This window comes from Salinimicrobium sp. TIG7-5_MAKvit (assembly GCF_049569215.1).
Taxonomy (GTDB): domain Bacteria; phylum Bacteroidota; class Bacteroidia; order Flavobacteriales; family Flavobacteriaceae; genus Salinimicrobium; species Salinimicrobium profundisediminis.
Window position 1 is genome coordinate 889729 of sequence record NZ_CP145903.1, and the last position, 12234, is coordinate 901962.

General features: G+C 43.8%; 11 protein-coding genes. All 11 read right to left on the bottom strand.

Annotated features, from left to right (window positions below; translation table 11 throughout):
- Positions 1–3: 3 nt before the first annotated feature.
- Genes V5739_RS04000 through mraZ form a run of 11 tightly spaced genes read right to left on the bottom strand, consistent with a single transcriptional unit; the run spans position 4 to position 12172 of the window.
- Positions 4–723: a cell division protein FtsQ/DivIB gene (locus tag V5739_RS04000; RefSeq protein ID WP_266069241.1), complete on the bottom strand. Its 720-nt coding sequence runs from the start codon at positions 721–723 to the stop codon at positions 4–6.
- A complete protein-coding gene (gene murC, locus V5739_RS04005) occupies positions 710–2065 on the bottom strand; it encodes a UDP-N-acetylmuramate--L-alanine ligase (protein WP_423819746.1) in 1356 nt (451 codons plus the stop codon). Before murC ends, V5739_RS04000 begins: the two co-directional genes overlap by 14 nt.
- A complete protein-coding gene (gene murG, locus V5739_RS04010) occupies positions 2066–3169 on the bottom strand; it encodes an undecaprenyldiphospho-muramoylpentapeptide beta-N-acetylglucosaminyltransferase (RefSeq protein ID WP_423819747.1) in 1104 nt (367 codons plus the stop codon).
- The gene (locus tag V5739_RS04015) at positions 3166–4374 is read right to left on the bottom strand and encodes an FtsW/RodA/SpoVE family cell cycle protein (protein ID WP_345599243.1); all 1209 of its coding nucleotides are present in this window, start codon (positions 4372–4374) and stop codon (positions 3166–3168) included. The genes murG and V5739_RS04015 overlap by 4 nt, the downstream gene beginning before the upstream one ends.
- Positions 4375–4399: 25 nt before the next feature.
- The gene (murD, locus tag V5739_RS04020) at positions 4400–5761 is read right to left on the bottom strand and encodes a UDP-N-acetylmuramoyl-L-alanine--D-glutamate ligase (protein WP_423819748.1); all 1362 of its coding nucleotides are present in this window, start codon (positions 5759–5761) and stop codon (positions 4400–4402) included.
- A complete protein-coding gene (mraY, locus tag V5739_RS04025; RefSeq protein WP_266069246.1) occupies positions 5761–7002 on the bottom strand; it encodes a phospho-N-acetylmuramoyl-pentapeptide-transferase in 1242 nt (413 codons plus the stop codon). The genes murD and mraY overlap by 1 nt, the downstream gene beginning before the upstream one ends.
- 27 nt (positions 7003–7029) lie before the next feature.
- Positions 7030–8493, bottom strand: coding sequence for a UDP-N-acetylmuramoyl-L-alanyl-D-glutamate--2,6-diaminopimelate ligase (locus tag V5739_RS04030; RefSeq protein WP_266069247.1), 1464 nt, complete (start codon positions 8491–8493; stop codon positions 7030–7032).
- Complete coding sequence (locus V5739_RS04035) at positions 8490–10496, bottom strand: penicillin-binding protein (protein ID WP_423819749.1); 2007 nt, start codon at positions 10494–10496, stop codon at positions 8490–8492. The genes V5739_RS04030 and V5739_RS04035 overlap by 4 nt, the downstream gene beginning before the upstream one ends.
- The gene (locus V5739_RS04040; RefSeq protein ID WP_266069249.1) at positions 10496–10813 is read right to left on the bottom strand and encodes an FtsL-like putative cell division protein; all 318 of its coding nucleotides are present in this window, start codon (positions 10811–10813) and stop codon (positions 10496–10498) included. The genes V5739_RS04035 and V5739_RS04040 overlap by 1 nt, the downstream gene beginning before the upstream one ends.
- On the bottom strand, positions 10810–11712 hold the full coding sequence (gene rsmH, locus V5739_RS04045) for a 16S rRNA (cytosine(1402)-N(4))-methyltransferase RsmH (protein WP_423819750.1): 903 nt from the start codon (positions 11710–11712) through the stop codon (positions 10810–10812). The genes V5739_RS04040 and rsmH overlap by 4 nt, the downstream gene beginning before the upstream one ends.
- Positions 11699–12172, bottom strand: a complete 474-nt coding sequence (gene mraZ / locus V5739_RS04050; protein ID WP_423819752.1) for a division/cell wall cluster transcriptional repressor MraZ — start codon at positions 12170–12172, stop codon at positions 11699–11701. The genes rsmH and mraZ overlap by 14 nt, the downstream gene beginning before the upstream one ends.
- Positions 12173–12234: the final 62 nt, after the last annotated feature.

Below are 12234 nucleotides of genomic sequence, written 5' to 3' on the forward strand. Positions count from 1 at the left end.
ACCTTACTTTTTAGTGCATACAACCTGATTACCAAATTGTAGATCCACTTTTTTATATGCGTCAAGCTTTTTATCCTTAAGTGCCTTTTGATAAAAAGCTTTAAAATTTTTAAACTTCAATTCAATGTCTTTCACTTCGCCAAAAACCACCTCAAAATCAAGCCGCCTTAAATGTATCTCGTACTTCCCGTTAGGCTGGCGGTTAATACCCGTCACGTGTTGAGTAAGAAACTCATCGGCATTTATAAAGGCCATAAGCGGATGCAATTCTTCCAGCTGCTCCTCCTTCACCCCGGTCACCAGGGGCACCCTTGCCGAATGGTACTGTGACAGTGGCATCATCAACCCCTGCCTGTCCAGGTAGAACGGCGCACTGGCCATTACCCTGGCCAAAGGCTGCCTTTGGGTGATCTCTGCCCCCATCTTTCCGTCAACAGTGAGGAACACTTCAGCATTCTCAACCATATCATGCGATTCCAGTAAAGTTTCGACCCTACTCAAATCTAAAGTTTCTTTACCTATACTTCTGGGTCTCACCTCATTTTGTATTAACAATTTATTAACCGCTTCTTCAGTGAGATACAGATTTTCGCTGTTCGTAAAATGCAGATTAACTTCGGAAAGAACCCGCGCGTGATTGCGCTTTTCGGCGAATGCAAATAAAAAGAACACTACGCCAATGAGCAAGAATGTTTTTATGTAATTCCAATTAATTTTCACCACTCAGTTCTTTACGTATTTTCTCTACTTCTTCCCCTATATCACCGGCTCCCATAAGCACCACTACCTCAGCTTTTTTAGCTTTAATTACTTCGGAAAGATCCTCCTTTTGAACCAGCTCTTTTTTGTCATTTTTGATCATTTTCAGAAGCCATTCTGAAGAAATTCCATCAATTGGCTTTTCCCTCGCCGGATAAATATCCATCAGCAGCAGCTCATTAAAGAGATTTAGGCTGTCTGCAAAGCCTTCAGCAAAGTCTCTTGTACGGCTGAAGAGGTGTGGCTGAAATACTGCCAAAACACGTTTCCCCGGATGCATTTCCTGCACCGCCTGGTGTACTGCAGCGATCTCGGCCGGGTGATGGGCATAATCATCAATCAATACCAGGTCGTCACGTTTAATTCGGTAAGAAAAACGCCGTTGCACGCCTTTAAAAGAAGCCAAAGCTGTGGCAAGGAACTCGGGGGGGGCACCGTATTCCATTGCCATAGCCAAAGCTGTAACTGCATTCTGTAAATTATGTTTCCCCGGAAGGCTCAATTCAAAGCCTGTGTAGGTTTTATCTTTTGTTCTTAAATCGAAGTGATAACTGCCATTTTTGACACCTATGTTCACGGCACATATATCTGCATCATCATTTACACCTACAGATGTCCCTTTTAGAGGCAGCCCGCTGGCATAAAACAGCTTCCCGTCTTTAGGCACCAGCGCTGCAAAGGCATTAAAAGACTCTTTTATTTGGGAATCTTCCCCATAAATGTCAAGATGGTCTGCATCCATTGAGGTAATTGCCGCAATATTGGGTGCAAGCTTCAAGAAAGACCTGTCAAACTCGTCGGCTTCCACTACCATGGCCTTGTCTCCGTCCAAAATGAGGTTGGAGTGATAGTTCTCGGCTATACCTCCCAAAAATGCCGTTATTGAACTGCCTGTTACCTTGAGCAAATGGGCCAGCATACTGCTGGTAGTGGTTTTTCCATGAGTTCCGGCAACAGCCAGGGTAAAATGCCCTTTTGTGAGATTGCCCAGTACAGCAGCACGTTTCTCCATGGTATAACCATCGGCTGCGAAGTGCAGGTACTGCGCATGATCTAGCGGAATTGCCGGCGTATAAACGATAAGCGATTGTTTATCTTCTAAAATGGCATCTGGAAGATCTTCTACTTTAGGGGAAGTGATCACCTCTATACCCTCTTTTTGAAGTTCGCGGGTAAGCTGAGTTTCAGTTTTATCAAACCCTGAAACATTTTTACCCCGGGCACTAAAATACCGGGCAAGAGCACTCATCCCGATCCCGCCGATGCCTATAAAATAGATGTTTTGTATGTTATCGTAGTGCCCCATTTATGGCCAGGTTGTCAATAATTTTTCAACTTCATTTACAATATTTGCAGTTGCATTCGGCTTTTCCAGCTTCTTGATGTTCTTCCCGAGATTCCGCATCTTTTCTTCAGATTGTACCAATGGAAAGAAGATTGACCTGAATCCCTGTTGCAGGTGACTTTCAGAAAGGATCACTGCAGCATCTTTTTCGGCTACTGCCATTGCGTTCTTTGTTTGATGGTCTTCGGCCACGTTTGGTGACGGAATAAAGACCACCGGTTTTCCAACAATACACAGCTCAGACACCGTACCGGCACCTGCTCGTGAGATGATCACATCTGCCGCGGCATAGGCCAGGTCCATCCTCTTTAAAAAGGCAAAAGTCTGGATGTTTTCGAGTTCTGCATATTTGCTGTAATCTTCAAAATATAAAGTTCCGGTTTGCCACAATACCTGCAGGTTGTGTTTTTCAAATTCCTTCAGGTTGTCTTCTACCAGTTGATTTATCTTTCTTGCACCAAGGCTTCCTCCCAGAACGAGCACCGTCTTCCTTGAGGGATCAATTCCGAAGAAATCCTGAGCCTCTTTCCTCTTTTCGTCAACCTTCAGCAAATCCTGGCGCACAGGATTTCCGGTAAGCACGATCTTTTCTTCAGGAAAAAACCTGCCCATATCTGGATATGCGGTGCAAATGGTGTTGGCTCCTTTTGCAAGAAGTTTATTGGTGATCCCCGGGTAGGAATTCTGCTCCTGTATCAACGTGGGGATATTCTCCCTATTTGCCATTTGCAGTAAAGGGCCACTGGCAAAACCGCCAGTTCCAATAACCACATTAGGTTTAAATTTTTTAATAATATCGCGAGACCTCCACAGGCTCTTTACAAGTTTCACCGGGAATAGCAGGTTTTTGGCGGTAATACGTCGCTGTAAACCGCTTATCCAAAGACCCTCGATTTCATAACCGGCCTCGGGTACTTTTTGCATTTCCATTTTATCCTGCGCCCCAACAAAAAGGATCTCGCAGGAAGGGTATCGCAACCTGAGTTCATTGGCAATAGAAATTGCCGGAAATATATGTCCTCCCGTTCCGCCACCCGATATGATCACTCTCAATTGATTTTTCATATTGCCTCACTTAATATTTCCAACGGATTGTCTTCATCCGCTTTGGTTTCCTGTTCTATTTGTTCCAGCTCCTCTTCCCGCTTGGCGCTTACACTTAACACCATCCCAAGTGCAAGGCAGGTCATCCAGATAGAAGAACCCCCACTACTTATAAGCGGCAGGGTTTGCCCCGTCACTGGAAATAATTCTACGGCAACGGCCATATTGACCAGCGCCTGAAAAACTATGGGCAGGCCTACCCCTATTACCAGTAATTTCCCAAATACCGTATTGGCTTTTGTAGCCACAATAATTATTCTAAAAAAGAGCAGGAGATATGCAAACATCACTCCTATTCCACCAATCAACCCCATCTCTTCAACGATAATGGCGTAAATAAAGTCTGAAGATGACTGCGGAAGAAAATTTCGTTGTACGCTTTTTCCTATTCCCTGGCCGGTCACTCCTCCACTTGCAATAGCTATTTTGGCTTTTTCAATTTGATAATCGGCTTCAGTGACCTCATCATTAGTAAAACTTTCCACGCGGCTTATCCAGGTATCTACCCGGTTGGGGAACAGCCCGGGAAAAGCCTTGGCAGTTAAAATAAAGATACCCAGCATAACAACCCCCACGCCTATGATGCCCAAAAGATACTTCCACGGATACCCTCCAATAAAGGTGACCAGCAGCACCATGAGAAATAGTATAGCGGTTGTGGAAAAGTTGGCGGGCAAAATGAGCCCCATCACAACAGCCACGGGCAACCAAAGCGGAAGAATAGTTTGTTTGAAAGTGTATGTCTTATCCTTGACCCTTGCCATATACTTGGCTACGTAGGTCAACAATACAACCGAAGCTAGCGTGGAAGGCTGAAAAGTCTTATTAAGAATAGGAATATTAATCCACCGGCTGGCGTTGGCACCGTCTATTACCACTCCCTGTGATACTGTGAACAGCAACAGGAGAATCAAGAGTGGAAGCGTAATAATTGATAGGCCCACAAAGTAATGGTAAGGTACTTTGTGCACAAAGAACATAATGACAAACCCAAGGAATAAATGGATAAAATGGCTCACCAGGTAAGGAAGTGTACTGCCGTCACCGTAAAGGTAAGCCAGGTTGCTACTTGCACTGTACACCGGCAGAAACGAAAAAATCGCCAGCAGTGCAGCCGCAGCCCAGATAGTTTTATCTCCTTTTACCCTTGAAAAAAATCCTGTCATTATCCCCTTTTTGACACTTTAGTTTTTATAAATTCCTAACGGCTTCTTTAAATTGCCTTCCCCTGTCTTCATAGTTTTCAAATAGATCAAAACTTGCACAGGCCGGTGAAAGCAGTACCGCATCTCCTTTTTCTGCCAATTTGTATGCCTGCTGTACAGCATCTTCCATAGACCTGGTTTCCAGAATAGTATCAACGCAGTTCCCAAATGCATTAATTATGGGTTCGTTATTGATCCCCAGGCATATAATAGCTTTAACTTTCTCATTCACCAAAGGCAACAGCTCAGCATATTCATTGCCTTTATCTACACCTCCAACAATCCAGATAGTTTCAGATTCCATACTCTCAAGCGCGTAGTAAGTAGCATTTACGTTAGTAGCTTTAGAATCGTTAATGTATTGTACGCTATTTATTTTAAGCACCTTTTCAAGCCGGTGTTCTACCCCTTGAAAACTCTCCATGCTCTGTCTTATGGTCTCTTTTCTAATGCGTAGTAATTGCGCAACTGTTGCTGCTGCCATCGCATTCTTGGCATTATGTTTTCCCTCTATGGTTAATTTGGATGTTGACATGGTCATTTCTGAATTATCTGTACGAATAATAAGTTGTTCATCTTTTATAAAAGCTCCTTTTTCCAGTTCCTCCCGAAGGGAAAAAGGCAATTTTTGAGATAGTATCGGGTTTTCCTGGAGCCACTTCATGATCACAGGATCGTCTGCGTCATAGATGAAATAGTCTTTTTCTGTCTGATTCTTTACAATTCTGAATTTACTGGCTATGTACTGATTAAAGTCATGCCGGTAACGGTCCAGATGATCTGGTGTTATATTGGTTAATACCGCTATGTGCGGCTTAAAATCTTCAATCCCGTCAAGCTGAAAGCTGCTTAGTTCAAGCACGTAGTGATCTGCATCGGTTTCGGCCACCTGTTTGGCAAAACTCTGCCCAACGTTACCTGCCATTCCTACATTGAGACCGCCATTTTTCAAAAGATGATGGGTGAGTTTTGTAGTTGTGGTTTTGCCATTACTTCCTGTAATTCCCACCAAAACTGCGCTGGTATAGGTGTAGGCAAATTCAATTTCAGAAATTACGGGAATTCCTTTTCCTCTAAGCCGGCTGACGAGGGGGGCGTCGTCAGGTATCCCCGGACTTTTCATTACTAAATGAGCTTCAAATATCTTTTCTTCGGAATGCTGCTCTTCTTCCCATTCAATCTCATGTTCGTCTAGCTGGGCTTTAAAGTTGTCTTTAATCTTCCCTTTATCTGAAACAAATATCTGGAAACCCTCCTTCTTGCCCAGGATTGCCGTACCCACACCGCTCTCGCCTGCGCCCAGAATGACCAGAAGATTTCGTTCTATGTTTTTAGCTCCTTTAGACATTATCGAATTTTTAGGGTTACAATGGTGACAATCGCCAGGAAGATCCCAATGATCCAGAACCTCACAACAATTTTACTTTCATGAAATCCGGCTTTTTGAAAATGATGATGCAAAGGTGACATGAGGAAGATCCTCCTGCCTTCGCCGTACTTCTTTCGGGTATATTTAAACCATCCCACCTGCATTACTACCGAGAGGTTTTCAATTAAAAACACCCCGCAAAGGATAGGAATAAGCAGTTCTTTTCTTGTGGCCAGGGCTATTACCGCGATAATCCCTCCAATGGTTAAACTTCCCGTATCTCCCATAAAGACCTGGGCCGGAAAAGTATTGTACCAAAGAAACCCTACCAAAGCTCCTGCAAAAGCCGAAATATATATTGTCATTTCCCCTGTTCTGGGAATGTACATCACGTTAAGATAATCGGAGAAAATAATGTTCCCCGAAACCCATGCAAAAATGCCCAGGGCGAGAACAATAATGGCCGAAGTTCCTGCTGCAAGTCCGTCAATCCCATCAGTGAGGTTGGCACCGTTTGATACGGCCGTTACAATAAAAATCACAATAGGAATAAAGATCAACCAGGCGTATTTAGCGTATTCAGGATTAATCCAGGTAATAAGGCTGGCGTAATCAAACTCGTTGTTCTTCACGAACGGAATGGTGGTCTTGGTCGATTTTTCTTCCACAGAAGTAGTGACAGGATTTTCAGCTGAAGAGATCAGTTCCACCGCCTCTGTATTTCCCGGCAACTGCGGATTTTCATTTATGGTAATATCGGGATGAAAGTAAATAGTCGCACCTACTATCACACCAAGCCCTACCTGACCTACTACCTTAAATATGCCTTTTAGCCCCGCTTTGTCTTTGCGGAAGGTCTTTATATAATCATCCAGAAACCCAATGGTACCCATCCAGAGGGTAGTAACAATTAAAAGGATGACATAAATATTGTCCAGCTTGGCCACCAGAAGCACAGGTATTAGCGTGGAAATAATGATGATGATCCCACCCATGGTTGGCGTACCGGCTTTTTGGCTTTGACCTGCCAGCCCAAGGTCCCTTACGCTCTCGCCTATCTGTTTCTTCTGAAGGAAATTGATGATCCTTTTTCCGTATATGGTCGATATCCCTAAAGACAGAATTATGGCCACAGCCGATCTAAAGGAGATATACTGGTAAAGTCTCTCCCCGGGAAAGGTATAGGCATCTTCAAGATATTCGAACAGATGGTATAACATAATCTTTTGCTTCTTCTCCTGGAGAAATTATTTTTTTAACTCGTTTAAATATTCACTTACAATCTTGAAATCATCAAAATCTTTCCTCACGCCATTGATCTCCTGGTAGGTTTCATGCCCCTTCCCGGCAATTAAAATGATGTCATTCCTGTTTGCCAGCTGGCAGGCTGTCTTTATGGCCTGCAACCTGTTGGTGACCGACATTACTTTTTTAAAGTGCTGTGGCTCTACTCCTGCCTCTACTTCTTCGATGATCTTATCGGGGTCTTCGGTACGCGGATTGTCGCTCGTAAAAACCACTTTCGTACTCAATGCCGAGGCAATATGCCCCATTTTTGGCCTTTTTGAGCGGTCACGATCTCCGCCGCAGCCCACAACAGTAATTAACTCTTCATTTTTGGTCCTGATGCTGTTAATGGTATCGAGCACATTCTGCAAGGCATCGGGCGTATGAGCGTAATCTACAATAGCAGTGATCTTCCCTTCGGAAATATGATACTGAAAACGACCGCTAACTGCATTGAGCTCACTGATATACTTCAGGCTTTCTAAAGTGGTTAATCCAAGTAATTCTGAAGCTGCGTAAATAGCAAGAATATTATAGGCATTGAAGTTTCCAATCAATTTTGTCCAAACCTCCTGCTCATTGATCTTCAGCAGCATTCCGCCGAAACCATTTTCAAGGATTTGAGCCTTATAATCGGCCACAGACTTTAGGGCATAAGTATATTTCTTCGCTTTTGTATTCTGAAGCATCACCCTTCCATTCTTATCATCTCCATTGGTCAAAGCAAACGCCGAAGCAGGAAGCTGGTCAAAAAAGGCCTTTTTGACATCCCTGTATTCGGCAAAAGTCTTGTGGTAATCGAGATGCTCGTGGGTGAGGTTTGTAAAAATCCCACCGGCAAACTTCAATCCGGTAGTGCGGTGCTGGGCGATGCCATGAGAACTTACTTCCATAAAACAGAACTCCACACCGGCCTCATTCATCTTTTGCAGATATGAATTGATGGTTAGGGAATCTGGGGTGGTATGGGTAGCAGGAAATTTCTCTTCTCCCACCATAACATTTACCGTAGAAAGCAATCCAACTTTAAAGCCAGCTTTTGTGAACAGTTGATACAGGAGAGAAGCAACAGTAGTCTTTCCGTTAGTACCGGTAACCCCCACCAGCTTCAGGTTCTCTGATGGATTTCCGTAGAAATTATCGGCCATAAACGCCAGGGCTTCCTGTGAATTCTTAACCTTCACATAAGTAATCCCGTTGATCACGTTCTCTGGCATTTCTTCACAAATCACGGCCAGCGCCCCTTGCTCTACTGCTTTCTCTACATAGGCATGTCCATCGGTTTGCGTTCCGCGTATTGCCACAAAAACATCATTGAAACCCACTTTTCGGGAATCAAAATGAATGTCGTTTACAGCAATGTTGGTGTTCCCAACCACTGCCTCAAGAGAAACCCTGTATAATATGTCTTTTAAATAAATCAACTCAATTTTAATTTTATGGTGAGGCCTTCAGCAATGCTTGTTCCGGGTTTAACCGATTGCTGACTCACCTCTCCGTTTCCGGATAATTCAAATTTCACCCCCAGGTTCTCCAAAAGAGAAACCGCATCCATGGCGGGCATTCCTCTTAGATCGGGCATTACTTTCCCCGAGTTCCTGGCGGTGGCAAAATACTTTTCGTAATTCTTCTCAATAGCCGGATCAACCACCTCCAGCGTTTCAAACTCATCGAGCACGGGCGTATCAGTAAAGATCTTTTGGGCAATCCTTTTAAAAACAGGTCCGCTAACATCTGCACCGTAGTACCCGGTTTTGTTGTTAGGCTTATGAATCACCACAATGCACGAATACTTCGGATTTTCTACCGGAAAGAACCCCACGAATGATGAGATATACTGCGGATCTTGCGCCCAGCCTTCTTTCCAGTACTCTGTTTGTGCAGTTCCCGTTTTACCTGCCATAGAAAAATTAGGGTCGTAAAGACTCTTTCCGGTACCTCTTTCCACCACATTTTTAAGCAAATCGGTTACTTTAGCCACTGTTTCGGGGCTGCATATTTGAGGGTCTATCACCTTCTTCTCAAACTTCTCAATGGATTTATCCCACTCCTTTACTTCTTTAATAAAGCGTGGCTTCACCATTTCACCACCATTAGCTATGGCATTGTAAAAAGTGAGGGTTTGCAGCGGGGTAATTTGTATACTTCCATATCCATAAGCCATCCATGGCAGGGATAAACCACTCCAGGTCTTGTCTCCGGGTGTAGGAATATAAGGCGTACCTTCTCCTTTAATTGCAAGGCCAAGACCTTCATCAAGGTGCATGGCTTTTAGCCTGTCTACAAACTTCCCGGGCTGGTCTTTATAATTTTCATAAATAAGTTTCACGATCCCCACATTCGAAGAAACCTCAAAGGCCTTCCCTGCCGAAATTTTCCCGTAACCGCCGTGCTTGGAGTCGCGTACTCTTCTTCGGTAAATGATCATCTGCCCCTTCTCTGTATCTACCACGGTGCTGGTATCAATCACCTTATCTTCCAAAGCCACGATCAGAGACATCAGCTTAAAGGTAGAGCCCGGCTCATGAGCTTCCCCTACTGCGTAGTTCAGCTTCTCAAAATAACTGCCTTTAGAAGTACGCCCCAGGTTTGAAATAGCTTTGATCTCGCCGGTTTCGGTTTCCATTACCACTACAGAACCATGATCGGCTTCATATTTTTCGAGCTGCTTCAGTAAAGCGTGATGAGCGATATCCTGAATTTTAACATCTATGGTAGAAATAAGGTCATAACCATCTTTTGGTTCCACTTCATTATTGTCGCTTATCGGCTTCCACTGGCCTTTTGCGATACGCTGCTTAAGGCGCCTGCCTTCCTTACCCCTAAGATAAGGCCCAAAAGCTCCTTCAAGGCCTACACGAGTGTAGTACCCGCTGTCGTCCTGCCGCTCATAGCCCACAGTACGTTCGGCCATTTTCCCTAAAGGATGCTCCCGCACTGTTCTCTGTTCCACAATAATTCCTCCCCGGTTTGAACCCAGTTTAAACATGGGGAAATTCTTTACCTTAATATATTCTGAATAACCAAGGTTGCGAGCAATGAGCAGATACCGGTGTTTATTAGCCCTTGCCGAACGCAGTTTTCTCGCCCAGCGCGAAGAAGATTCCCCAAACATTTTGGCTAATTCTTCGGCCAGAGGACCAACATTCTCCTGAAAGTTCTTATCTGAAACAGTAACCGCATCAAACCTAATATCGTACTTGGGAATTGACGTAGCCAGTAAATTGCCGTTTACATCATATAGATTACCGCGGTTTGCAGGAATAACAAAATTCCGGTAAGTGCGCTGTTCGGCCATCTCCCGGTAGTTATCACCCTCAACGATTTGTATATTGAGAAGCTTGAAGCTCACAGCAACAGCGAGCAGGAACATAAAACCTGCCACAACATAGATGCGGTAAAGTATGTGCTTCTCGGTAGTCGCCATTACTCTTTTTCTTTAACTATAATCTTGGTAGGCGGCACATCGGAAGGTTTAATTCCCTTTTGCGCCATTCTGCCTGTAATTGTTGATTCCATTTTAAGCTTCATGAGGTTAGACCTGCCGTCAAGAAAAGCTGTTCTCAACTCCAGCACCTCATCATTAAGCCTAGCGATCTCATGTACTTTTTGCTCTGCACTGTGAGAGCTGCCAATCATAAAAATGGCCAGCACGGTACAAAAAAGTATAAAACGCCAATTATTAAAGGCGTCGTTACTAATAAGAAATTTCCCTTTCAGGATGTTATATAAGCTCTCTTTCATTCCGCTATTCTTTCAGCTATTCTCAATCTTGCACTTCGCGCCCTGTTGTTCCCCTTAATTTCTTCGGAAGAAGGCACTATCATTTTTCCCACTTTTTGAAACGGAACTGAAATATTTCCGTAGAAATCTTTTTCCGGCTCCCCTTCAAACATGCCGCTTCTTATGTATCTTTTTACCAGCCTGTCTTCTAAAGAATGGTAACTTATAAGACTCAACCTTCCTCCGGGATTCAGCAAAGTCTCGGTTTGAAGTAAAAATTCTTTAAGCACCTCTATCTCCTGGTTCACCTCTATCCTTATAGCCTGGTAAACCTGAGCTAGCACTTTATGCTCGCGCCCAACAGGCAAAAAAGGATGTAGTATTTCCTTCAACCTTTCACTGGTCACGATCTCCCCCTCCTTACGGGCAGAGATTATTGTACGGGCTATTTTTGGCGCACTTCTTAATTCTCCATAATTAAAGAGCACTGCCTGCAGCTCCTTTTCTTCATAGTTATTTACAACATCAAAGGCACTAAGCGTACTGTTCTGGTTCATTCTCATATCGAGATTTGACTCAAAGCGCGTAGAAAATCCGCGTTCGGCTACGTCAAACTGATGAGAGGAAACACCAAAATCCCCCAGGATACCATCTACTTTCTTCACATTGTGGAATCGCAGAAACCGCTTTATAAACCTGAAGTTCTCGTTGATAAGCGTAAATCTTTCGTCTTCAATCTTATTCGCCAAAGCATCCTGATCCTGATCAAAAGCAAAAAGCTTTCCCTGCGGACCCAATCTTTTAAAGATCTCGCGGGAATGCCCGCCGCCACCAAAAGTAACGTCTACATAAACCCCCGAAGGCTGAATATTCAAACCATCTACACTCTCCTTAAGCAATACAGGATTATGATAAGCCATTTCCTTCTACACTTTTATTACCCATTACACGTTCGGCGAGTTCCGCAAATTCTTCAGGCGGCGTATCTATAGCTTTCTCATACTCTTCCTTATCCCAAATTTCTATGGTATCAATTGGAGAAGTGATCACCACTTCTTTATTGATCCCCGCAATGCGAATAAGGTCTTTTGGAATGAGAAGCCGCCCGTTGGTATCCACTTCTACAATTTTAACACCTGCTGTAAATTTTCTTATAAAATCCATATTCTCCTTGACGAACCTGTTAAGCTTCCCTACCTCCTGCATTACCTCGGTCCAGCGTTGCATGGGATAGAGCTCCAAACAGTTTCCAAAAAGGGAACGTTTAAGCACAAAACCGTCCTGAATGATGGGTACAAGCTGCTTTTTCATAGGCGCAGGGACCATCAAACGGCCCTTCGCATCTACTTTGCATTCGTATGTACCAATGAGATTTACCACTCCTCCAGTTTATGATTCAAATATATAGAATTTTAAACCACATTTTACCACTTTTTACCACA